The organism is Ruegeria sp. AP11, assembly GCF_056535865.1.
Window position 1 is genome coordinate 1,778,544 of record NZ_JBQFJB010000001.1, and the last position, 21,119, is coordinate 1,799,662.

The 21,119-nt window shown below is 60.5% G+C and carries 23 protein-coding genes; 13 read left to right on the forward strand and 10 right to left on the reverse strand.

Annotated elements, in window-relative coordinates; genetic code table 11:
- Positions 1-4: 4 nt before the first annotated feature.
- Both ACR3E4_RS09115 and ACR3E4_RS09120 read left to right on the forward strand, forming a co-directional pair.
- The gene (locus tag ACR3E4_RS09115; protein ID WP_480535336.1) at positions 5-604 is read left to right on the forward strand and encodes a L,D-transpeptidase; all 600 of its coding nucleotides are present in this window, start codon (positions 5-7) and stop codon (positions 602-604) included.
- Positions 605-743: 139 nt separating this feature from the next.
- Positions 744-926: a hypothetical protein gene (locus ACR3E4_RS09120; RefSeq protein WP_010442520.1), complete on the forward strand. Its 183-nt coding sequence runs from the start codon at positions 744-746 to the stop codon at positions 924-926.
- Between the two features lie 76 nt (positions 927-1,002).
- Here the strand turns inward: ACR3E4_RS09120 and hemH are convergent, their stop codons facing one another.
- Positions 1,003-2,052, reverse strand: a complete 1,050-nt coding sequence (hemH, locus tag ACR3E4_RS09125) for a ferrochelatase (protein WP_480535335.1) — start codon at positions 2,050-2,052, stop codon at positions 1,003-1,005.
- Positions 2,053-2,108: 56 nt separating this feature from the next.
- Entirely contained in the window at positions 2,109-2,939 is an 831-nt protein-coding gene (locus ACR3E4_RS09130) for a class I SAM-dependent methyltransferase (protein WP_480535333.1), read from the reverse strand.
- 16 nt (positions 2,940-2,955) lie between these two features.
- Between ACR3E4_RS09130 and ACR3E4_RS09135 the strand changes: the two genes are divergently transcribed.
- From ACR3E4_RS09135 to ACR3E4_RS09150, 4 genes are read left to right on the forward strand one after another with little or no spacing between them, the layout of a single operon-like run.
- Positions 2,956-3,684 (forward strand): double zinc ribbon domain-containing protein, encoded by a 729-nt coding sequence (locus tag ACR3E4_RS09135; RefSeq protein ID WP_480535332.1) that lies wholly within the window; start codon positions 2,956-2,958, stop codon positions 3,682-3,684.
- Positions 3,685-3,722: 38 nt separating this feature from the next.
- On the forward strand, positions 3,723-3,980 hold the full coding sequence (gene grxC / locus ACR3E4_RS09140) for a glutaredoxin 3 (protein WP_171181132.1): 258 nt from the start codon (positions 3,723-3,725) through the stop codon (positions 3,978-3,980).
- Positions 3,980-4,810 carry a carbon-nitrogen hydrolase family protein gene (locus tag ACR3E4_RS09145; protein ID WP_480535331.1) on the forward strand — a complete coding sequence of 277 codons (831 nt, stop codon included), beginning with the start codon at positions 3,980-3,982 and terminating at the stop codon, positions 4,808-4,810. The genes grxC and ACR3E4_RS09145 overlap by 1 nt, the downstream gene beginning before the upstream one ends.
- A gap of 14 nt (positions 4,811-4,824) precedes the next feature.
- On the forward strand, positions 4,825-5,265 hold the full coding sequence (locus tag ACR3E4_RS09150) for a MarR family winged helix-turn-helix transcriptional regulator (protein ID WP_074738479.1): 441 nt from the start codon (positions 4,825-4,827) through the stop codon (positions 5,263-5,265).
- 192 nt (positions 5,266-5,457) lie between these two features.
- Here the strand turns inward: ACR3E4_RS09150 and ACR3E4_RS09155 are convergent, their stop codons facing one another.
- Positions 5,458-6,045 (reverse strand): hypothetical protein, encoded by a 588-nt coding sequence (locus ACR3E4_RS09155; RefSeq protein WP_480535329.1) that lies wholly within the window; start codon positions 6,043-6,045, stop codon positions 5,458-5,460.
- A gap of 10 nt (positions 6,046-6,055) precedes the next feature.
- Positions 6,056-6,802 (reverse strand): bifunctional 2-polyprenyl-6-hydroxyphenol methylase/3-demethylubiquinol 3-O-methyltransferase UbiG, encoded by a 747-nt coding sequence (gene ubiG, locus ACR3E4_RS09160; RefSeq protein ID WP_480535328.1) that lies wholly within the window; start codon positions 6,800-6,802, stop codon positions 6,056-6,058.
- Positions 6,803-6,850: 48 nt separating this feature from the next.
- Between ubiG and pip the strand changes: the two genes are divergently transcribed.
- The 6 genes from pip (at position 6,851) to infB (ending at position 14,133) form a co-directional block, all read left to right on the forward strand.
- On the forward strand, positions 6,851-7,828 hold the full coding sequence (gene pip / locus ACR3E4_RS09165) for a prolyl aminopeptidase (RefSeq protein WP_480535327.1): 978 nt from the start codon (positions 6,851-6,853) through the stop codon (positions 7,826-7,828).
- Entirely contained in the window at positions 7,825-8,643 is an 819-nt protein-coding gene (locus ACR3E4_RS09170) for an ABC transporter substrate-binding protein (RefSeq protein ID WP_480535326.1), read from the forward strand. Before pip ends, ACR3E4_RS09170 begins: the two co-directional genes overlap by 4 nt.
- 159 nt (positions 8,644-8,802) lie before the next feature.
- The gene (gene rimP, locus ACR3E4_RS09175; RefSeq protein ID WP_480535324.1) at positions 8,803-9,393 is read left to right on the forward strand and encodes a ribosome maturation factor RimP; all 591 of its coding nucleotides are present in this window, start codon (positions 8,803-8,805) and stop codon (positions 9,391-9,393) included.
- A complete protein-coding gene (gene nusA / locus ACR3E4_RS09180) occupies positions 9,393-11,006 on the forward strand; it encodes a transcription termination factor NusA (protein ID WP_480535322.1) in 1,614 nt (537 codons plus the stop codon). The genes rimP and nusA overlap by 1 nt, the downstream gene beginning before the upstream one ends.
- A 23-nt stretch (positions 11,007-11,029) precedes the next feature.
- Positions 11,030-11,653 (forward strand): RNA-binding protein, encoded by a 624-nt coding sequence (locus tag ACR3E4_RS09185; RefSeq protein ID WP_480535320.1) that lies wholly within the window; start codon positions 11,030-11,032, stop codon positions 11,651-11,653.
- An 8-nt stretch (positions 11,654-11,661) separates the two neighbouring features.
- Positions 11,662-14,133 (forward strand): translation initiation factor IF-2, encoded by a 2,472-nt coding sequence (gene infB, locus ACR3E4_RS09190; protein WP_480535319.1) that lies wholly within the window; start codon positions 11,662-11,664, stop codon positions 14,131-14,133.
- Between the two features lie 59 nt (positions 14,134-14,192).
- On the opposite strand, the gene ACR3E4_RS09195 is transcribed toward infB, so the two are convergent.
- From ACR3E4_RS09195 to ACR3E4_RS09220, 6 genes are all read right to left on the reverse strand, one after another.
- Positions 14,193-15,023: an alpha/beta hydrolase gene (locus ACR3E4_RS09195; RefSeq protein ID WP_480535317.1), complete on the reverse strand. Its 831-nt coding sequence runs from the start codon at positions 15,021-15,023 to the stop codon at positions 14,193-14,195.
- Positions 15,023-15,901: a tryptophan 2,3-dioxygenase gene (locus ACR3E4_RS09200; RefSeq protein WP_480535316.1), complete on the reverse strand. Its 879-nt coding sequence runs from the start codon at positions 15,899-15,901 to the stop codon at positions 15,023-15,025. The genes ACR3E4_RS09195 and ACR3E4_RS09200 overlap by 1 nt, the downstream gene beginning before the upstream one ends.
- A gap of 63 nt (positions 15,902-15,964) precedes the next feature.
- The gene (tdh, locus tag ACR3E4_RS09205) at positions 15,965-16,993 is read right to left on the reverse strand and encodes an L-threonine 3-dehydrogenase (RefSeq protein WP_480535436.1); all 1,029 of its coding nucleotides are present in this window, start codon (positions 16,991-16,993) and stop codon (positions 15,965-15,967) included.
- 20 nt (positions 16,994-17,013) lie between these two features.
- The gene (locus ACR3E4_RS09210; RefSeq protein ID WP_480535314.1) at positions 17,014-17,964 is read right to left on the reverse strand and encodes a PLP-dependent cysteine synthase family protein; all 951 of its coding nucleotides are present in this window, start codon (positions 17,962-17,964) and stop codon (positions 17,014-17,016) included.
- Positions 17,961-19,148 (reverse strand): glycine C-acetyltransferase, encoded by a 1,188-nt coding sequence (locus ACR3E4_RS09215; protein WP_480535312.1) that lies wholly within the window; start codon positions 19,146-19,148, stop codon positions 17,961-17,963. The genes ACR3E4_RS09210 and ACR3E4_RS09215 overlap by 4 nt, the downstream gene beginning before the upstream one ends.
- A 109-nt stretch (positions 19,149-19,257) precedes the next feature.
- The gene (locus ACR3E4_RS09220; RefSeq protein ID WP_480535310.1) at positions 19,258-19,821 is read right to left on the reverse strand and encodes a helix-turn-helix domain-containing protein; all 564 of its coding nucleotides are present in this window, start codon (positions 19,819-19,821) and stop codon (positions 19,258-19,260) included.
- A 114-nt stretch (positions 19,822-19,935) separates the two neighbouring features.
- Here ACR3E4_RS09220 and ACR3E4_RS09225 point away from each other — a divergent pair, with 114 nt between their 5' ends.
- Positions 19,936-21,111 carry an acetyl-CoA C-acyltransferase family protein gene (locus ACR3E4_RS09225; RefSeq protein WP_480535309.1) on the forward strand — a complete coding sequence of 392 codons (1,176 nt, stop codon included), beginning with the start codon at positions 19,936-19,938 and terminating at the stop codon, positions 21,109-21,111.
- Positions 21,112-21,119 lie beyond the last annotated feature (8 nt).

The following is a 21,119-nucleotide window of genomic DNA, read 5'->3' on the forward strand; positions in this document are numbered from 1 at the left end:
CGACATGGTCAAGAAGCCCCTAATTACCGCGACACGTCGCGGATTTTTGGCAGGCGCAACTGCCAGCCTCGCCTCGCCTGCACTGGCCCAATACATACCCGGCGACCCGCTGCGCCCCGCGCCTGAACCCGAAGCTCCGGTGCGCCGCAACGTCTCGGGATTCCGGGCGCTGGATTGGCAGCCTTATTTCTCGAATACGAGAAACGGCGCCATTTTGGTCGATACGGTGTCGCGGGCGCTGCATTATTGGTCAGATGATCAAACAGTGTACAAACTCTACCCGTCTTCGGTGCCGCTGACCGAAGAATTGACCCGCCGTGGGCGCACCAGCGTCATCCGGAAGGTCGAAGGGCCAAGCTGGTCGCCGACGCCGTCGATGAAAAAGCGCAACCCGGAATGGCCGGATTATATCCCGCCGGGCCCCGATAACCCATTGGGAACGCACGCTTTGTATCTGAGCTGGAAGTATTATCGCATCCACGGCACCCATGATACGCGCAAAATCGGGCGTCGGTCGTCCAACGGCTGCATCGGTCTGTTCAACGAAGACATCGCCGAGCTGTTCTCGATGGCCAAGGTTGGCACGCAAGTGTTGCTAATTTGACGACATTTTCGCGCACGAACCCGCTTGCGGCGTAAGTTGCAATTGCATTCCGCTGGTATAGCTGATTAGAAAAAACTACGAGGTAAGTCTTAGATGCGTGGTTTCGCTATTGGGAATCGCGCAAATTCTGGAGGTTAATATGAAGAAACTCGTTCTCGCTGCTGCTCTGACTGCTGCTGCTTCGACCGCATATGCTGGCAACCTGGAAGAGCCGGTTGTTGAAGCACCTGTTGTTGTCGAAGAAACCCAAGGTTCGTCGCAGGGCATCATCCTGCCGCTGATCCTGCTGGTTGTTGTTGCTGCAGCTGTTGCCGCAAGCTAATTCGACGAGCATTATCTGAAGAAAAGGCGGTGGAGCTTTCCACCGCCTTTTTTTGTGCCTGATTTTCAGTCGCCGGTCACTCCAGCCAGCCGCGCAGATTGTCCTCGATCACTTTGCCCAATGCCGCGATATGCGCGTCCTCATCGTTGAGGCAGGGGATATAGGTGAATGATTCGCCACCAGCCTCTTCAAAGCTTTCCTTGATCTCTTCGTTGATCTCTTCCAGCGTTTCGATGCAATCGGCGGAAAATGCCGGTGCGATGACGGCGATGTTCTTTTTGCCCTGACGGGCCAGATCGGCCACGTGATCGACGGTATAGGGTTTTAGCCACTCCTCAGGCCCAAAGCGGGACTGGAAGGTCGAGACCAGTTGATCATCCGACCAGCCCAGCCGCTCCTTCAGCAGTCTTGAGGTTTTGACGCATTGGCAGTGATAGGGATCGCCCTGCTGCAAATAGCGTTCGGGCATGCCGTGGTAGGAGCAGACCAGAATGTCGGGTTTGGTTTCCATTGCCGCATAGGCGCGCTCGACCGACCCGGCCAGCGCATCGATATAGGCCGGTTCGTCGAAATAGGCAGGTACCGTGCGGCTGGCCGGTTGCCAAGCTTCCTGCATCAGCGCGCGGAAAAACTGATCATTGGCGGTGGCCGTCGTGGCCCCTGCATATTGGGGATAAAGGGGGAAGAACAGGATCCGATCGCAGCCTTCGGCAACCATTTGCCGGACCTTGGACGTGGTCGAGGGGTTGCCATAGCGCATGCAGAAATCGACCATCACCCGATCGCCATAGCGCGCCTGCATCGCCTCGCGCAGCTTGGCAGTCTGGTCCTTGGTGATCGTCATCAGCGGGCTTTCGCCCTTGTCGTGGTTCCAGATCGACCTGTAAGCCTCGCCCGAGCTGAAGGGCCGCTTGGTCAGGATGATCCCTTGCAGGATCGGCTGCCATTTCCACGCCGGATAGTCGATCACTCGCTTGTCCGAAAGGAATTCGTTCAGATAGCGGCGCATCGGCCAATAGGTGTAATCATCCGGTGTGCCCAGATTGGCCAGCAGGACACCAACGCGTCCCATCTTGACCTTGGGGTGGTCGGCCGGTGCATGGGTGGGGCGAGTGGCATCAAACATTTGAAGCTTCCTGAGTTTTCGTGTTCCGGCCTGAGATAAAGGGAATTGTCCGGTCGTCAATCGGGCAGTTTGCCCTCTTCCGTCTTCAATGCGTCCGCCAGACGCATTTGCGCCGATCCCGGGCGCAGCGGTTTGGGTTGGCTGGCATCGGGGGACCAGCCGGTCAGGCACACCAGTTCGAACGTGGCAGCCAGACGGCCCGAGGGCGTCGAGAAGTGGTCCGCATAGATCCGCTGTGCGGCCTCGAAAACCGCGCGTTGCGTCGGGCGTTTCAGCCGCCCGCTGAGCGCGTTGGCCTCGCCCATACCCCTCAGGTCTCGCATCAGGTGCCAGATATCGCGGTATTCCGCCGTCAGTGGCACGGCATCCGCCACCGGCAAGGCCAGCCCGGCCCGTTGCAGCAGCGCCCCCAGATCGCGCAGCTCACCCATGGGTGCGATTCGCGGGCTGAGGCCGCCGGTCACCTCGATCTCGGCCTGCCCAAGGGCTGTGCGCAATTCATGCAGGGTTTCTCCGCCCAGGCAGACCACCAGCAGCAGCCCATCGGGCTGTAGTGCGCGATGGCATTGGATCAACTGCCCGACCGGATCATTGGCGCAATGCAGCGCCATGGCGTGAATCACCAGATCATGCGCACCGGGCTGCAGCGGTAACAGGTCTTCATCCTCCACCATCGTCGCATCTGGCAGAACATCTGACCATAGATGTGGAAACGGGCTTACAATCGCTGGCGTCGTAAAGGTTTTGTTAACCATGGAGAGCCGATCCTGCACCTCATCAACTGCAGCGTGGTGCAGGAACAGCGCGTCTTCCTGCGCGCGGGCGCGATGCAGCCGGATAGCGGCGCGGTCAAACAACGAGGGTGCAGTGGACTCGGGCAGTTTCATAGCTCGCAATTATCGCATGGCGCAGCGGATTCAAACCGCTATCGAGCTGATCTATCCGCCGCGTTGCATGAGCTGTGGAGAGCTGACGGACGCCGATTTCGGCCTGTGCGGTCCCTGTTGGCGTGACACGCCCTTCATCGGCGGCACGGTCTGTGACAGCTGCGGTGTGCCGGTCATTGGTGATCGCGATGGGTTCCGAATCGAATGTGACGACTGCCTCAAACGATCGCCACCGTGGCAAGCCGGGCGCGCGGCGATGTTGTATCAAGGCAAGGCGCGGTCACTGATTTTGGCGCTGAAACATGGCGACCGCCCCGAACTGGCCCACCCGGCGGCGCGCTGGATGGCGCTGGCGGGGCGCGAATTGCTGCGACCCGATATGCTGATCGCACCGGTGCCGCTGCATTGGACGCGTCTGCTGAAGCGACGCTATAACCAGTCGGCCCTGCTGGCGCAGCATTTGGGTCGCCAGATCGGTCTGGACTGCATACCTGACCTTCTGCAGCGCACCCGACGTACCCCGGTGCTGGACGGCAAAACCGCACAAGAACGGACAGGTATCCTTAGGGATGCAATCTCGGTCCATCCTCGGCGGGTGCAGCATTTGCAGGGACGGGACGTTCTGCTTGTCGATGATGTCATGACCTCGGGCGCGACCCTTTCGGCCTGTACCCGTGTGTGTCAGGCCGCAGGGGCAAATCATGTTTTCGTGTTGGCTCTGGCGCGCGTTGCCAAGGATGCCTAATTCGCCCAAGATTGCGCGAAACCCAAAGGGAACGGAATATGAAACCGGTAGAAATCTACACCTCGCCGCTGTGCGGCTTTTGCCACGCGGCCAAACGGCTGCTGAAACAGAAGGGCGTCGAGTTCAAGGAGGTGGACGTTCTGATGCACCCCAAACGCAAGCCCGAGATGATCAAGCGCGCGGGCGGCAAGCGCACGGTACCGCAAATCTTTATTGGTACGCAGCACGTGGGCGGCTGTGACGATCTGTACGAGCTGGAACGGCAGGGCAAGCTGGATCGCCTGCTGGCGGCCTGATGAAAACCGCACTGCTGCAGATCACCGCGTCGGACGACCCGGCGCAAAATCTGGACCTGGTGCGCGCGATGATGGCCGAGGCCGCCGCCGAAGGTGCGCGTTTTATCCTGACGCCCGAAGTGACCAACTGCGTCTCGACCAGCACCACGCGGCAGCGCGCGGTTCTGCAGCACGAAGAGGATGATATCACACTGGCCGGTCTGCGCGCGCAGGCCGCCGAATTGGGTGTTTGGCTGCTGATCGGCTCTCTGGCGATCAAGACCCATGACGCGGACGGGCGTTTTGCCAACCGATGTTTCATGATCGACCCGCAGGGGCAGATCGTGGCGCGGTACGACAAGATTCATATGTTCGACGTGCAGGTGACCGATTCTGAGACCTTCCGCGAATCTAAAAACTACCGCCCCGGCGATAAAGCCGTGATTGCCGAGACCGATTTCGGCAAGGTCGGCCTGACCATCTGCTATGACATCCGCTTTCCGCATCTCTACGCGGCGCTGGCGCAGGCTGGGGCGCGAATACTGACCGTCCCGGCGGCGTTTTCACCGGTCACCGGTGCCGCGCATTGGCAATCGCTGTTGCGCGCACGGGCGATTGAGACAGGCTGCTGGGTACTGGCACCGGCGCAGACGGGTGAGCACCCGAAAACGCGCGGCAAGACCCGGTACACCTATGGCCACAGCATGGTTGTCGCCCCGTGGGGAGAGGTGCTGATCGACGCAGGTACCGATCCGGGCATTCACATTTTTGATTTGCATGATAGTTCTGTGACAGAGGCGCGCCGCCGCGTGCCTTCCTTGACTCATGTGCGGCCTTTCGACGGGCCCTGATCCAGAACCGAACCATGACGGACGAGAAAAATGCCCTGGCGGTCACGCTGTTCAGCGAGATCCTGACCGCCGATCAGCTATTGCGCAACCGGCTGAGCCGGGTGCTGCCCAAGGGCATGGAAATCTCGCATTTCTCGGTGCTGAACCATCTGGTGTTTGTGGGGGACGAGCGCAGCCCGGCGCAACTGGCCAGCACCTTCCATGTGACACGCGGGGCGATGACCAACACCTTGGCCAAGCTGGAATGGGCCGGATACATCCACATCCGCCCCGACTGGGACGACGCCCGCCGCAAGATGGTCGCCATCAGCCCCGCCGGTCGCCGCGCCCGCGATCAGGCGATTTCCTCGATAGCGCCGCTGATCAACCGCGTGGTCGGAGAACTTGGGCTGGAGCGGGTGAGGAGCACGCTTCCGGTGCTGCGGGATTTGCGTTTGCAGTTGGAGGGGGAGTAGGGGCATCGATCCGTTGCCCTAAGTCAGATCGAAGACTGGCGCGGTCGAACATAGGCAGACGTGGTGCCCAGAAACCTAAGTAGTTTTCAGACGTCTTGCGATCTAGAGGGTCGCTGCGCACCTTGTATTTTTGGATTTGGAAGCATGCCTGTTTTCGCAGCGTGAAATACTTCTAGGCACCTGTTTGTATATTCATCTCAATCCTAAGATCATTGAATCAAGGAGCTGCCGTAAATCACGGGGATCCAAAGCTGGAAAATCAGCTAACCAAATTCCGGCCGAAGCCGCCGCCGCAAAAAGAAGGCAAGATTCAATTCCTTCTTTGCCCTCATATTGGCCACCATGGACTAGCCATATTAAATAGTCCCCTTTTTCATCTTCATTCGTGGAGCTTATTTTTCCGATGTTGCATCCTTCGTCAGAGAGTTTGTGTTTAGAAAATGGTTCTGTCATCTCCTCCGTCAGTTCTAAATCGACTGGTTTCACAAACTTGCCATGCGAAACTATCTCGGGGTCAATAAAGACGAAAAAATACAACGCCCTTACCAGATCATAGTTGTTCGAGTTCGAACCCAAGTACCGATCTGCTATTTCCTGAACCGCCTCAGAGACTTCAGGATCGCTAATGTAGCCAAGAAGCGGAACGCCTTCATGTTCGTACACGAACACGCCCGCATTCTCTTCTGCTGTGGCTAGCGTGTTATTGAACAAGGTCGCAGCGGAAATTGCCGCACCAAAAAATACCGCGCGCCACGGCGCGTAACTTAAAGATCGAATCAAAAAACCTACCTCACCCCGGCTTCACACTCGCCGTCACATAATTCACGCTCAAATCCCGGTCCGAGATCGACCAGCTCCACAGGATCGGGTTGAACACGAACCCCTTGCGGTCCACCGGCTCCAGCCCGGCCTGGCGCAGCAGGTCGAACAGCTCATCGGGGGTGATAAACTTGTTCCATTCATGCGTGCCGCGTGGCAGCCAGCGCATGACGACCTCGGCCCCAAAAATGGCCATCGCATAGGATTTCGGGTTTCGGTTGATGGTCGAGCAGATCAGCAACCCCCCCGGTTTCAGCAAGTGCTGCGATGCGGTCAGGAACCCCAACGGATCGGCGACGTGTTCGACCACTTCCATGTTCAGCACCACGTCGAACTGTTCGCCTGCGGCGACCATGTCCTCGGCAGTGGTGTGGCGGTAGTCGATTTGCAGCCCTGATTGTTCGGCATGGATACGCGCGACGGGCAGGTTGCCCCCGGCGGCGTCGGCGCCCACGACCTCGGCCCCAAGGCGCGCCATGGGCTCACTCAGCAACCCTCCGCCACAGCCGATATCCAGCAGGCGCAGGCCCTCGAAGGGATTCGCCAACTTCAGGTCGCGGTCAAACTCCCCCGCGATCTGCTGTGTGATATAATCCAGACGGCACGGATTCAGCATGTGCAGAGGTTTGAATTTCCCATGCGGGTCCCACCATTCTGCGGCCATCGCCTCGAATTTTGCGATCTCGGACGGGTCGACCGTGTTCGGATGCGCTTGCATTCCTGTCTCCGTGTGCTCTTTTACGCTTAAGGACTATATAGGGCCGTAATGGATAAGTACCCGGACCAAAAGCGCGCAGTTCAATATCTGTACCCGCCGATCGATCCTTTCGATCAGCGCGTGGTCGATATGGGCGATGGGCATCGCATTTATGTGGAACAATGCGGTAATCCCAATGGGATACCCGTGGTGATTCTGCATGGCGGGCCGGGCGGTGGCTGCAGCCCTGCGATGCGGCGGTATTTCGACCCGCAGGCGTATCGGGTGATTCTGTTTGACCAGCGCGGGTGTGGACGGTCGCGTCCCACCGCCTCGGTCGAAAACAACACGACCTGGCATCTGGTGGCGGATATCGAGCGTCTGCGTAAACTGTTCGATATCGAAGACTGGATCGTCTTTGGCGGCAGCTGGGGCGCGACGCTGGCGCTGGTTTATGCCCAGGCGCATCCCGAGCGGGCCAACCGTTTGGTGCTGCGCGGCGTGTTTCTGGCCACCGAGGCCGAACTGGACTGGTTCTATGGCGGCGGCGCGGGCAAGTTCTGGCCCGAGCAATGGGCCAAGTTCACCTCGCTCTTGCCCGAGCATGAGGTGCAAGATGCCATCGCCGCCTATAACAAACGCCTGTTTTCGGGCGACCGCGCGACCGAGATCCTGTATGCCCGCGCCTGGTCGCATTGGGAAAACGCTCTGGCCTCGATCCACACCAACGGGTCGGTGGGCGAAAGCCCGGGTGAGTATGCGCGGACCTTTGCGCGGCTGGAAAACCACTATTTCGTCAACAAAGCGTTTCTTGAGAAAGACGGCCAGATTCTGGATCAGATGGATCGGATCGCGCATATCCCCGGCCATATCGTGCAGGGACGCTATGACATGATCTGCCCACCGCAGGCCGCGTGGAACCTGTCGGAACGCTGGCCCAATGCTGAACTCAAGATGGTGCGGCAGGCGGGTCATGCTTTGTCTGAGCCCGGGATCAGCGCGGAACTGGTTCGGATCATGGATCGCGTGGCGGAGGGGACGGCATGACCCGAATCGATCGCCGTGCATTATTTGCCTCGGGTGCCGCAGCTGCGTTGCTGGCGGCGACGGGGGCGTCTTTGGCCGATACGCCGAAACAGGGTGGTACGCTGCGGCTGGCGGTGCCGCGCGACAACAGCCTTGAACAGGTGGCGCGCGGGGCGGTCTTCGACACCCTGACCGAGATCGCGCCCGACGGCACGCTGCGCGGAGAGTTGGCGACCGGTTGGCAGACCGACGCCGAAGCGCGCGTCTGGAGCTTTGATCTGCGTGACGATGTCGTGTTTCACGACGGCACTGAACTGGACGTGAATGATGTTCTGGCCGTTCTTGGTGAGGTTGGGCAGGTCGAGGCTGTCGCCTCGCGCCGTGTGCGGCTGCAACTGGCCGAGGGCAACCCGGGCCTGCCGTTCCTGCTGGCGGAGTCCCGTTTTGTTATCACCCGCGACGGCGAAGGTGTGACGCCTCTGGCACAGGCCAACGGTACCGGATGCTACCGGGTCGAACGGGCCGAGGATGAACGCCATTTCCTGGCGCACCGTATACCGGATCACTACAAGAGCGGCACAGCAGGCTGGGCCGACGCGATTGAGATCATCGTGATCCCGGACGCCAGGGTACGGGCCGAAGCATTGCGCGATGGTTTTGTGGACGTTGCCGCTCTGCCAGCCGGCGAGGACCTGATCGCGCAACGCGGACTACGATATCATCCGTCACAGGCCGAAATGGCGCTGGCGGTGGCCGCGCATGTCGGTATGCCGCGCCAGATCAGCAGGGCCGCGTTGGATGATGGGCGCATTGCCGAACGGTGGTGGTTGGCGTAAATCCGATCACGATGTGCGCCGGGGGTTGCAGACTCGGGAAACCCTGCGTATATGCAGTTGCAACAGCGGCGCGTTGGACTTCTGGTCCAAGGCTCCACCGGAAAATTCGACGGGCCGCGCGCCCGTTTTTTTGTGCCCGATGACAGGGTAGAGAACCTGATGACAAACGACCTGATAGCCAAAGCGGCGATTGACCGGCGACTGGCCGAGATCATCACCCCCGTGATCGAGGATCTGGGGTATGAGCTGGTCCGCATCCGCCTGATGAGCGGCAAGCAGACCACGCTGCAGATCATGGCCGACAAGCCCGATGGCGGTATCGAGGTGGATGATTGCGCCGAGATTTCCAACGCGGTCAGCGCCACGTTGGATGTCGAGGACCCGATCCTCGACGCCTATACGCTGGAAGTGTCCAGCCCGGGCATCGACCGGCCTCTGACCCGTCTCAAGGATTTCGAGACCTTCGAAGGATATGAGGCCAAGATCGAGACCGGGGAACTGATCGACGGCCGCCGCCGCTTTAAGGGTGAACTGGCCGGGATCGAAGGGGATGAGGTACTGATCAATATCCCCGAAGGGGACGAGACGATCACCATCGGTCTGCAATTCGACTGGCTGAGCGACGCCAAGCTGGTCCTGACTGATGAACTGATCAAGGAAATGCTGCGCCAGCGCAAAGACGCCGGTGCCCTGAACGAAAACGCTTTCGACGAGATAGAGACCGAAGGGTCCGAAGAGGAGACGAACTGATGGCAATCACCTCAGCCAACCAGCTGGAGCTGCTGCAGACCGCCGAGGCCGTGGCCCGCGAAAAGATGATCGACCCCGGTCTGGTTGTCGAAGCGATGGAGGAATCGCTCGCCCGTGCCGCCAAGAGCCGCTACGGCGCGGAAATGGATATCCGCGTGTCGATCGATCGCAAAACCGGCAAGGCGACCTTTACCCGCGTCCGTACCGTGGTTGAAGATGAAGAACTTGAGAACTATCAGGCTGAGTTCACCGTTGAGCAGGCCAAACAATATATGGAAAACCCTGAGGTCGGTGATGTCTTCGTTGAAGAGGTTCCGCCGGTTGAGATGGGCCGTATCGCGGCACAATCCGCCAAGCAGGTGATCTTGCAGAAGGTCCGCGAAGCAGAGCGCGACCGTCAGTACGAAGAATTCAAGGATCGCGCGGGCACCATTATCAACGGTGCCGTCAAGCGCGAGGAATTCGGCAACGTCATCGTCGATCTGGGCGGTGCCGAAGCCGTTCTGCGTCGCAATGATAAGATCGGCCGCGAAAGCTATCGCCCTAATGACCGTGTGCGCGCCTATATCAAGGAAGTCCGCCGTGAGGTGCGTGGTCACCAGATCTTCCTGTCGCGCACCGCGCCGGAATTCATGGCTGAGCTGTTCAAGATGGAAGTGCCCGAAATCTATGATGGCATCATTGAGGTCAAGGCCGTGGCTCGTGACCCCGGCTCGCGCGCCAAGATCGCTGTGATCTCGTATGACGGCTCGATTGATCCCGTGGGTGCCTGCGTTGGTATGCGCGGCAGCCGCGTGCAGGCCGTTGTGAACGAGCTGCAGGGTGAAAAGATCGACATCATCCCGTGGAACGAAGATCAGCCGACCTTCTTGGTGAACGCTCTGCAGCCTGCAGAGGTTTCCAAGGTGGTTCTGGACGAAGAAGCCGGTAAGATCGAAGTGGTTGTACCCGAAGAGCAGCTTTCGCTGGCCATCGGTCGCCGCGGTCAGAACGTGCGTCTGGCCAGCCAGTTGACCAATCTGGACATCGACATCATGACCGAAGCCGAAGAATCGGCCCGCCGTCAGAAAGAGTTCGAAGCCCGTACACAGCTGTTCATGGAAACGCTGGATTTGGACGAGTTCTTCGCGCAACTTCTGGTTTCGGAAGGATTTACCAACCTCGAAGAGGTGGCCTATGTCGAAATTGAGGAACTGCTGGTCATCGACGGTGTTGACGAAGGCACCGCGCAAGAACTGCAGACCCGTGCGCGCGAATTCCTGGAAGCACAGGCCAAGGCCGCGCTGGATGCGGCGCGTGCGCTGGGCGCCGAGGACAGCCTTATTGAATTCGAAGGCCTGACACCCCAGATGGTAGAGGCGCTGGCCAAGGACGATGTGAAGACGCTGGAAGACTTCGCAACCTGTGCCGACTGGGAACTGGCAGGTGGCTGGACCACGGTCGATGGAGAGCGCATCAAGGATGATGGTGTGCTCGAGCCCTTTGGCGTAACCCTCGAAGAGGCGCAGGATCTGGTCATGACGGCCCGCATCATGCTGGGCTGGGTTGATCCGGCCGAGCTGGAACAGGCCGAAGAAGACGACGATGTAGCGGAAGAGGAGGCCGAGGCCTGATCTCAGGGCCTCGGGTGGCTGACATGGGTCGCGGTGGCGTCCATAAGGATCGGTCTGACGGACCTGAACGCAAGTGCATTGCCACAGGCGAGGTACAGCCTAAATATGGCTTGATCCGCTTCGTGACCGGCCCGGACGGTCAGGTTTTTCCGGATGTCGCGTCAAAATTGCCGGGGCGCGGGGTCTATGTGGCGGCGGATCGCGCCGCTTTGGACAAGGCCGTAGGCAAGAAACTGTTCTCGCGCGGGTTCAAGGCGCAGGTGAGTGCACCGAAGGACCTGACCGATGAGGTCGAAAAACAGGTGGCGCGGCGGGTGATCGAGTTGATCAGCCTGGCGCGCAAGTCCGGCGATGCGGTCGCCGGGTACGAAAAGGTCAAGTCCTGGCTGGACCGGGAAGAGGCTCAGGTGCTGATTCAGGCCTCGGACGGATCGGGGCGCGGCAAGTCGAAACTCAGCACGCCGCATTTCGGCAAATACATCGGCTGGCTGACTGCGGACGAACTTGGGCAGGCATTTGGGCGCCAAACCGTGATTCATGCGGCCTTGGCCTCTGGCGGACTCGCCAAACGTGTTGTAGAGGAAGCGCAGCGCCTGCGTGGCTTGCGCGAAACGGATGACGGCGGCAAGGGCCGCGCGGAAGGGTAAGAAGCTTTATGAGCGATAGTGACGGCAAAAAGACATTGGGTCTTCGTGGCGGGGCACGCCCCGGAAATGTGAAACAGAGTTTCAGCCACGGACGCACCAAGAATGTCGTGGTGGAGACCAAACGCAAACGCGTGGTCGTACCCAAGCCGGGCGCGACCAAACCAAGTGGTGGTGCGGCACCCTCGGGTGATCCTTCGCGTCGTCCGGCGGGCATTTCCGATGCGGAAATGGCGCGTCGCATGAAAGCGTTGCAGGCCGCCAAGGCGCGTGAGGCCGAAGAGGTCGCCGCCCGCGAGGCACAGGAAAAGGCGCGCGAAGAAGAACGCGCACGCCGCCGGGCCGAACAGGAAGCCAAGGAACGCGAGCAGCGCGAAGCCGAAGAAAAGGCACGTGCCAAGGCCGAAGAGGAAGAGCGCAAGCGCAAAGAGGCGGAAGAAGCCGCCAAGCGCGCTGCTGCGGCACCCGCGGAAGAACCCAAACCCGCACGCAGCCCGGCCAGCAAACCGGCCCCCGCAGCCGCCCCGCGCAAACAGGAACGTGAACGCGAACAGCGTGGCCGTGGCAAAGGCCGCGATGACAACCGCCGTTCGGGCAAGCTGACATTGGGTCAGGCCACTGGTGGCGAAGGAAACCGTCAACGCTCGATGGCGGCGATGAAGCGCAAGCAGGAGCGCGCGCGTCAGAAAGCCATGGGTGGCCCGGTCGAGCGGGAGAAGGTGATCCGCGACGTACAGCTGCCCGAGGCGATCATGGTCTCGGAACTGGCCAACCGTATGGCCGAGCGTGTGGCTGACGTTGTCAAATCGCTGATGCAGATGGGCATGATGGTCACGCAGAACCAGACCATCGACGCCGACACCGCGGAACTGATCATCGAAGAGTTTGGCCACAAGGTCACTCGCGTGTCCGACTCGGATGTTGAAGACGTCATCAAAGAGGTCGAAGACAGCGATGACGATCTGCAGCCGCGTCCTCCGGTCATCACCATCATGGGTCACGTCGACCACGGCAAGACCTCGCTGCTGGATGCGATCCGCGACGCGCGCGTTGTGGCTGGTGAGGCCGGTGGCATCACCCAGCATATCGGCGCCTATCAGGTGAAAACCGATGGCGGCACCACGCTGACCTTCCTGGATACGCCGGGTCACGCGGCCTTTACCTCGATGCGTTCGCGCGGGGCTCAGGTCACGGATATCGTTGTGCTGGTTGTGGCCGCCGACGATGCGGTGATGCCGCAGACCGTCGAGGCGATCAACCACGCCAAAGCCGCTGAAGTGCCGATGATCGTGGCGATCAACAAGGTCGACAAGCCGGGCGCAAACCCGGACAAGGTCCGCACCGATCTGCTGCAGCACGAAGTCATTGTCGAGAAGATGTCGGGTGAGGTTCAGGACGTCGAAGTGTCAGCCATCACCGGTCAGGGTCTGGACGAACTGCTGGAAGCCATCGCGCTGCAGGCCGAGATTCTGGAACTGAAAGCCAACCCCGACCGCGCCGCTCAGGGTGCCGTGATCGAGGCGCAGCTGGACGTGGGCCGCGGCCCCGTGGCCACTGTTCTGGTTCAGAACGGCACGCTGCGTCAGGGCGATATCTTCGTTGTGGGTGAGCAATACGGTAAGGTCCGTGCACTGATCAACGACAAGGGCGACCGCGTCAAGGAAGCCGGTCCCTCGGTTCCGGTTGAGGTTCTGGGTCTCAACGGTACGCCCGAAGCGGGCGACGTTCTGAACGTGACCGAGACTGAAGCGCAGGCCCGTGAAATCGCCGCCTATCGTGAGCAGGCCGCCAAGGACAAACGCGCCGCCGCCGGTGCCGCGACCACCCTTGAGCAACTGATGCAGAAGGCCAAGGAAGACGAGAACGTGGCCGAGTTGCCGATCCTCGTCAAAGCCGACGTACAGGGTTCTGCCGAGGCCATCGTTCAGGCGATGGAAAAGATCGGCAACGACGAAGTGCGCGTGCGCGTGCTGCATTCGGGTGTTGGTGCGATCACCGAAACGGATGTCGGTCTGGCCGAAGCCTCGGGCGCGCCGGTCATGGGCTTTAACGTCCGTGCCAACGCCTCGGCCCGGAATACTGCGAACCAGAAGGGCGTGGAGATCCGTTATTACTCGGTGATCTATGACCTGGTGGATGACGTGAAAGCAGCCGCATCGGGCTTGCTGAGCGCCGAGATCCGCGAGAAGTTCATCGGCTATGCCGAGATCCGCGAAGTCTTCAAGGTTACCGGTGTTGGCAAGGTTGCCGGCTGTCTGGTCACCGAAGGCGTGGCGCGCCGGTCCGCAGGCGTCCGCCTGCTGCGCGACAACGTGGTGATCCACGAAGGCACGCTGAAGACACTGAAGCGCTTCAAGGACGAAGTGGCCGAGGTTCAGTCGGGTCAGGAATGCGGTATGGCGTTCGAGAACTACGACGATATCCGCGCAGGTGACGTGATCGAGATTTTCGAGCGCGAGGAAGTCACCCGGACGCTCGACTAAGTTCGGCAAAATCGAATACCAAAACAGCGGCCCCTCGGGCCGCTGTTTTCATTTTGGGGTCACTCGCTGCGTGACGACAAGAACGTGCCCGAAGGCATGATGATGTCGAAATGGTGTTTGCCCCGCTGCAAATCGAAACTGACCGAATGTCCCGCTTTGCGCAGCAATTCCGCATAATCCCGGCTCTGACGGATGAACTCGGGCGTATCCCGCTCCGCCACCGTCACCCTGTAACGCGGCCCCGGTGCGGGCAGGTTGAGGCAGGGGGAAAGGTCGTGAATTTCCACCTTGGTCAGTTGCAGGGGATCATTCACCGGGGTCAGGCTGATCGGCTCAAGATCGTACACCCCGCTGATCAGAATGACATTGCGCACCCGCAGACCTGCCTGTGCAAACGTATTGGAAGAGGTCGCCATCACCATCGCCGCCAGATGCGCGCCCGCGCTGTGGCCGGATAGAATGATATTCGATGGGTCAAAGCCCAGCGCCCGGGATTGTGACGCCAGCCACAGCAGAGCGTTGCGGCATTCCTCGACCATCTGCCCCATCCGCGCGCCGGGAGCGAGCGTATAGTTCAAAGTCGCAAAGGCCTGCCCGTTTTCGTGCAGCACCGGCGCCATCAGGGCAGACTCGCGCTGGCTGAGCGCCTGCCAGTACCCGCCATGGATGAAGATATGCAAAGGCGCGTCCGCACCAGCCGCCGGGAAGAAATCCAGAACCTGCGCCGGGCTGTCACCATAGGCGAGGTCTTCTTGAACCTCCAGCTCGGCCCGCGCCTGCGCGCTGAGCGCCGCATAGCTGGTCAGGTACGGCGTCAGATCGCCGCCGATCATCGAGCTCGGCGCGTATTCCTGTTCCAGTTCAGCCTGTGAAAAACCGCGATACAGCATCAATCCCCCGCATACATCAGCTCGGTCCGCACATCATAGAGGTCATGGAAGAACCGTAATTCCAGCGCCTTGCGCAGAAACGCCACGCCGCTCGAGCCTCCGGTGCCGGGCTGCATCCCGATCACCCGTTCCACCGCCGTGGCATGATCGAAACGCCAGCGCTGGAACAGGCTTTCCACATCCATCAGCTTTTCGGCCAGCGCATAGAGGTCCCAGTATTTGTCGGTGTTGCGGAACACTTCGACCCAGATTTTGACGATGCGCGGATCGCCAGAATAGGGATGGGCAAAATCCCGGTCCAGCAGGTCCTGCGGCACGTCAAACCCCTGCCGGGCCAGCATGTACAGCACTTCATCGTAAAGCGAGGGTTTGGTCAGGGCTGCGTTCAGCATCTCCATCACTTCCGCGTCATGTTCATGCACCTTCAGGGTCGAGGCGTCCTTGTTGCCCAGAATGAACTCGATCTGCCGGTAGCCATAACTCTGAAATCCCGAGGAATTGCCCAAGGCCTGACGGAAGGTCATGTAATCGGCAGGCGTCATGGTCAGCAGCGTTTCCCACGCCGCGATCAACTGCCGCTGGATCGCTTTCACCCGGTCGAGGTTCTTCATCGCGGGGCCGAAATTATCCTGTTGCAGGAAACGGCGCACCTCGACCAGTTGGTGATGCATCAGTTTCAGCCACAGCTCGCTGACCTGATGGATGATGATGAACAGCATCTCGTCCGGCTGCGCGGGGTCTTGAAAGGTCTTTTGCAAGTTTAACAGCGTCTTGAGCTGCAGGAAATCGCCATAGCTTTTGCGATGGGTCTGCGCGAAATCGGTGACCAATGTCTCTTCGATTCCGCGTTCCAGAAACCGTTTGTCCTTGTCGCTCATGTGCCTCTCCAAACGCCTGTTTCAGATCCTGTTTAGGCTCTGAGACAGGCGTTTGCCAAGGCGTCAGGTCCAGTCCAACACAACCTTGCCGGACTGCCCGGACTTCATCGCCGCGAATCCTTGCGCGAAATCGTCAACGGCAAAGTGGTGGGTGATCACGCGACTGACATCCAGCCCGTTCTGCAACATGGCGATCATCTTATACCAGGTCTCGAACATCTCGCGCCCATAGACGCCCTTGATGGTGATGGCTTTGAACACGATGCGCGACCAGTCGACCGGAGACTTGCCGGGTGGAATACCCAGCAGGGCGATCTTGCCGCCCATCACTAGCGCCTCGACCATCTGGTCCAGCGCCGCTTGCGAGCCCGACATTTCAAGGCCCACATCAAAGCCCTGGGTCATGCCCAGTTCGGAAATGACATCCTGCAGGTCCTCGCTGGACACATCGACGGTGCGCACCGTCGGCACCACATGTTCGGCCAGATTCAGGCGGTCGGGATTGATATCGGTGATCACCACCTGCCGGGCACCGGCATGTCGGGCGACGGCGGCGGCCATGATGCCGATGGGACCCGCGCCGGTGATCAGCACATCCTCGCCCAGCAGATCGAAACTCAGAGCCGTATGCACCGCATTGCCCAGCGGGTCGAGGATGGCGCCGATCTCGTCGGGCACATCGTCGGGTAGGGGGACAACGTTGAAGGCGGGCAGTTTCAGGTATTGTGCAAACGCGCCCTGTTCGTTCACACCGATCCCGCGCGTGCCGGGGTCCAGATGAAACTTGCCCGCGCGGCTCTGGCGGCTGTCGGTGGTGATCAGATGCCCCTCGCCCGAGCAGCGCTGACCGATCTCAAGCCCCGTCACGTTGCGCCCGATTTCAACGATTTCCCCGGCGAATTCGTGGCCGGTGATCATCGGGTAAGGCACCGTGGCGGCGGCCCAGTCATCCCAGTTCCAGATATGAATGTCGGTGCCGCAGATGCCGGTCTTGTTGATGCGGATCAGAACCTCGTCCGGGCCGATTTCAGGCACCGGGGCCTGTACCATCCACAACCCCTCCTGAGGTTTTGATTTTTCCAGCGCTTTCATTGTGTTGGGTCGCATCAGGCTCACTCCCACAGATCGGTGGATAGGTATTTCAGGCCGCTGTCGCACATGACGATGGCGATGCAGCCGCCCTTTTCGGGGCCGTTCAGCAGATCGATCGCTGCGGCAAGATTGGCACCCGCAGAATAGCCGGCGAAAATGCCCTCGGTCCGGGCCAGAAGCCGGGCGCAATCGCGCGCGGCCTCGCTGGAAACCGTCAGATGTCCGGCCAGCAGGGTGCCATTCAGGTGAACCAGATCATCCATGGCATAACCGCCGCCTTGAATCGGGTGATCCGGGTTCGATACTGTCTCTCCGGCTAGTGCGCGCGCGCCCATCGGTTCAACGGCGTAACACCGCACATCGTGGCGGTTCAGAAACGCGGCGGCCCCGGCCAATGTGCCGCCGGAACCGGCAAAGTCGCAAAACGCCGTTACGGTGCCATCGGACTGGGCCCAGATTTCCGGCCCGGTCCCGGTTTCATGCGCCGTGGGGTTACCCGAATGCCCGAACTGATCGGCGCGATAAGCCCCGCGTTCTGCTGTGAGACGTCGGGCCTCGATATCGACCAGCTCAAGATCGGCGCCCGAGACCTCACCGGGTTTGCTGCCCTCGGCCTGAGGGACAATGACAACTTCGGCCCCCAATGCCCGCATCATGCGCGCGCGTTCGACCGAGTTTCCCGCGCTCATCACAGCGACAAACGGATGCCCAAGGATGCCGCAGACAATCGCCAGCCCTGTGCCCATATTGCCCGATGTCAGCTCGACCACCGTCTGCCCCGGTGTCAGCGTGCCGTCGGCGCGGGCCAGTTCGATGATCGATCTGGCCGCGCGGTCCTTTTTCGAGAACCCCGGCAGCAGATAGTCCAGCTTGGCCACGATGCGGCCGTCCAGTTTCAACTGCGCGCACAGGCGCGACAGCTCAACCAAAGGCGTGTCGCCGATGGCGTCGATCACCGAGGGAAGGATCATGCGATGATCCCCAGCTCTCTGCCGACTTTGCCAAAGGCGGCCAGCGCGCGGTCCAACTCGTCCCTGGTCAGAGCCGCATTCATTTGCGTTCTGATCCGCGCCTGCCCGCGCGGAACCACGGGGAAGAAGAAGCCCGAGACATAGACGCCCTCGTCAAACAGCTTCGCTGCCATTTCTTGCGCCAGCGTTGCCTCACCCAACATGACCGGGATGATCGGATGTTCGCCGGGCAGCAGGTCAAAGCCCAGCTTTTCCAGCCCCGCGCGCCAGTATTTGGCGTTGCCGAACAATTGCGCGCGCAGCATGTCGCCGTCTTCGACCAGACGGATCGCTTCCAGACCGGCGGCGACGATGGAGGGCGGCAGCGAGTTCGAGAACAGATAGGGCCGCGCCCGCTGCCGCAGCAGGTCGATCACTGGCTGCGGCCCGGCGATATAACCGCCGATTGCCCCCCCAAGTGCCTTGCCCAAGGTTCCCGTCAGAATGTCGACGTCGACGCCGTAGTGATCCGGTGTTCCTGCGCCGTTCGGCCCCATGAAGCCAGTGGCGTGGCAGTCATCGACCATTACGATGGCATCGTACTTGTAGGCCAGTTCGCGAATCTTCGGCAGGTTGGCAAGATAGCCGTCCATCGAGAACACGCCGTCCGTGGCGATCATGATATGCCGCGCCCCGTCCTCGCGCGCCTGCTTCAGCCAGGCTTCGAGGTCGTTCATGTCATTATTCATGTAACGATAGCGCTTGGCCTTGCACAGCCGCACCCCGTCGATGATCGAGGCATGGTTCAGGCTGTCCGAGATGATTGCGTCCTCAGGCCCTAACAGGGGCTCAAACAGCCCTCCGTTCGCATCGAAACAGGCGGCGAACAGAATGGCGTCGTCCTTGTTCAGAAACTTTGCCAGCCGCTGCTCCAGCTCGCGGTGAATGTCCTGCGTGCCGCAGATGAACCGGACCGAGGCCATGCCGAACCCCTTGGGTTCCATCGCGTCCTTGGCAGCCTCGATCAGCGCAGGGTGATCGGCCAGACCTAGGTAATTGTTGGCGCACAGATTGATCACCTGCTTGCCGCCAACTGTAATCTCACCGCCCTGAGGCGAAGTGATCATGCGTTCGCGCTTATACAGCCCTTCCGCTTCGATCTGCGCGAGGGTGTCCGTGATATGGGACAGGAATGCATCAGCCATGGCGATCTCCGTTCAACTGAGTCGCACATCTAACATAGCGGATAGAATTCCCAAATAGGGGAATTACAGTATGCAGGAAAAAGATCCGTGAAGATGGAATTTCATCCGTTCAGGCGTTTTTTACGATCAGGAAAACCCGGGCCGGGCCTTTGGCACTTATCGAATGGGCGATATCGGCGGCATATCGGGCGGTATCCCCCTGTTTCAGATCGCTGACCGCCGTGCCCGAGGTGACACGAACCACGCCTTCCAGCACCGTCAGTTGCTCGCGCGCACCCCGTGCATGAGGCTGGCTGTTCAGGCTCCCATCGGCCTGAAACTGAATGTCATACACCTCGTGCCCGCCCGCTTCTTCCGGGGGGGACAGGATGCGAATCCGGCATTTCTCGCCCATGTTGTCGATGCTGGGCACTTCTGCCTGACGCAGGACTTCGATCTGGTCGGTGGTTTTGGCGTCTTCCAGCAGGCCGGCGAAATCCACCTGCAAGGCGCGCGTCAGGTTCCACAGGGTCGAGATTGTGGGGCTGCTTTCGCCACGCTCGATCTGGCTGACCATGGACCGGGATACGCCGCTGAGATTGGCGACCGCCTCAAGCGACAGACCCTTGGCGCGGCGCGCCTCTTTCAGGCGGGCGGGCAGGCGTGTCAGGATATCGTCTGTGTTTTCCGTCATGACGGAATCTCATGCGCGTTGCGCAACGTAATGTCAATTCCGGGCGTGACAGTGAGTCTAATATGAAGATCATGCTGCAAGTGCATAATGCGCGCGGGATTTGGAGGAGAGAACATGACGGACATTGTAATTCTGGACGGTGCGCGCACGGCCATCGGGACCTTTGGCGGTGCGTTGGCCTCGACCGCACCGATTGATCTGGCGACGGTTGCAACCGAAGCGGCGATGGAGCGGTCGGGCGTTGAGGGCGCGCAGATTGATCATGTCGTCTTTGGTCATGTGATCAACACAGAACCGCGCGACATGTACCTGTCACGGGTTGCCGCGATGCAGGCGGGTATTCCGAACGGGACCCCGGCGATGAATGTGAACCGGCTGTGCGGGTCGGGAGCTCAGGCGATTGTGTCGGCGGTGCAGGCGCTGATGCTGGGCGATGCCGAGTTTGCGGTGGCAGGTGGCGCCGAGAGCATGTCACGCAGCCCCTATGTCGTGCCGCAGGCCCGTTGGGGGGCCAAGATGGGGGATGTCAAATCGCTCGACATGATGCTGGGCGCGCTGAACTGTCCGTTCGGCACCGGGCATATGGGTGTGACCGCCGAGAATGTGGCGGATGAACACCAGATCAGCCGCGAACAGATGGATGAATTTGCGCTGACCAGCCAGACCCGTGCGGCGGCAGCGATCGAGGCCGGGCATTTCGACAGCCAGATCACGCCAGTGCAGGTCAAGGTCAAGCGGGACATGGTTGACTTCAAGGTCGATGAACATCCCAAAGCTACCACCGCCGAGGCATTGGCCGGATTGCGCCCGGTGTTCCAGAAGGATGGGCGGGTGACGGCGGGCAATGCCTCGGGCATCAATGACGGCGCGGCGGCGATGGTGCTGGCGACGGCGGATGCAGCGGCGAAAGCGGGTCTGAAACCCAAGGCGCGCGTGATCGGCTATGCCCATGCCGGGGTGCGGCCCGAGGTGATGGGCATCGGCCCTGTCCCGGCGGTGCAGAACCTGTTCAAGAAGACCGGTCTGTCGGCGGATGATTTCGATGTGATCGAAAGCAATGAGGCGTTTGCCGCGCAGGCTTTGGCCGTCAATCAGGAATTGGGTCTGGACGCCGCAAAGGTGAACCCGAACGGCGGCGCGATTGCGCTGGGTCATCCGGTGGGTGCCACCGGGGCGATTATCACGCTCAAGGCACTGTATGAGTTGGAGCGTGTCGGCGGATCGAAAGGTCTGATCACTATGTGCATCGGCGGCGGTCAGGGGATTGCCATCGCCATCGAGCGGCTCTGATCGGAGGT

Excerpts from the sequence above, each read along its gene's own strand:
- ACR3E4_RS09115 (WP_480535336.1), top strand. The coding sequence starts at position 5 with ATGGTCAAGAAGCCCCTAATTACCGCGACACGTCGCGGATTTTTGGCA.
- ACR3E4_RS09120 (WP_010442520.1), top strand. The coding sequence starts at position 744 with ATGAAGAAACTCGTTCTCGCTGCTGCTCTGACTGCTGCTGCTTCGACC.
- hemH (WP_480535335.1), bottom strand. The coding sequence starts at position 2,052 with ATGTTTGATGCCACTCGCCCCACCCATGCACCGGCCGACCACCCCAAG.
- ACR3E4_RS09130 (WP_480535333.1), bottom strand. The coding sequence starts at position 2,939 with ATGAAACTGCCCGAGTCCACTGCACCCTCGTTGTTTGACCGCGCCGCT.
- ACR3E4_RS09135 (WP_480535332.1), top strand. The coding sequence starts at position 2,956 with ATGGCGCAGCGGATTCAAACCGCTATCGAGCTGATCTATCCGCCGCGT.
- grxC (WP_171181132.1), top strand. The coding sequence starts at position 3,723 with ATGAAACCGGTAGAAATCTACACCTCGCCGCTGTGCGGCTTTTGCCAC.
- ACR3E4_RS09145 (WP_480535331.1), top strand. The coding sequence starts at position 3,980 with ATGAAAACCGCACTGCTGCAGATCACCGCGTCGGACGACCCGGCGCAA.
- ACR3E4_RS09150 (WP_074738479.1), top strand. The coding sequence starts at position 4,825 with ATGACGGACGAGAAAAATGCCCTGGCGGTCACGCTGTTCAGCGAGATC.
- ubiG (WP_480535328.1), bottom strand. The coding sequence starts at position 6,802 with ATGCAAGCGCATCCGAACACGGTCGACCCGTCCGAGATCGCAAAATTC.
- pip (WP_480535327.1), top strand. The coding sequence starts at position 6,851 with ATGGATAAGTACCCGGACCAAAAGCGCGCAGTTCAATATCTGTACCCG.
- ACR3E4_RS09170 (WP_480535326.1), top strand. The coding sequence starts at position 7,825 with ATGACCCGAATCGATCGCCGTGCATTATTTGCCTCGGGTGCCGCAGCT.
- rimP (WP_480535324.1), top strand. The coding sequence starts at position 8,803 with ATGACAAACGACCTGATAGCCAAAGCGGCGATTGACCGGCGACTGGCC.
- nusA (WP_480535322.1), top strand. The coding sequence starts at position 9,393 with ATGGCAATCACCTCAGCCAACCAGCTGGAGCTGCTGCAGACCGCCGAG.
- ACR3E4_RS09185 (WP_480535320.1), top strand. The coding sequence starts at position 11,030 with ATGGGTCGCGGTGGCGTCCATAAGGATCGGTCTGACGGACCTGAACGC.
- infB (WP_480535319.1), top strand. The coding sequence starts at position 11,662 with ATGAGCGATAGTGACGGCAAAAAGACATTGGGTCTTCGTGGCGGGGCA.
- ACR3E4_RS09195 (WP_480535317.1), bottom strand. The coding sequence starts at position 15,023 with ATGCTGTATCGCGGTTTTTCACAGGCTGAACTGGAACAGGAATACGCG.
- ACR3E4_RS09200 (WP_480535316.1), bottom strand. The coding sequence starts at position 15,901 with ATGAGCGACAAGGACAAACGGTTTCTGGAACGCGGAATCGAAGAGACA.
- tdh (WP_480535436.1), bottom strand. The coding sequence starts at position 16,993 with ATGAAAGCGCTGGAAAAATCAAAACCTCAGGAGGGGTTGTGGATGGTA.
- ACR3E4_RS09210 (WP_480535314.1), bottom strand. The coding sequence starts at position 17,964 with ATGATCCTTCCCTCGGTGATCGACGCCATCGGCGACACGCCTTTGGTT.
- ACR3E4_RS09215 (WP_480535312.1), bottom strand. The coding sequence starts at position 19,148 with ATGGCTGATGCATTCCTGTCCCATATCACGGACACCCTCGCGCAGATC.
- ACR3E4_RS09220 (WP_480535310.1), bottom strand. The coding sequence starts at position 19,821 with ATGACGGAAAACACAGACGATATCCTGACACGCCTGCCCGCCCGCCTG.
- ACR3E4_RS09225 (WP_480535309.1), top strand. The coding sequence starts at position 19,936 with ATGACGGACATTGTAATTCTGGACGGTGCGCGCACGGCCATCGGGACC.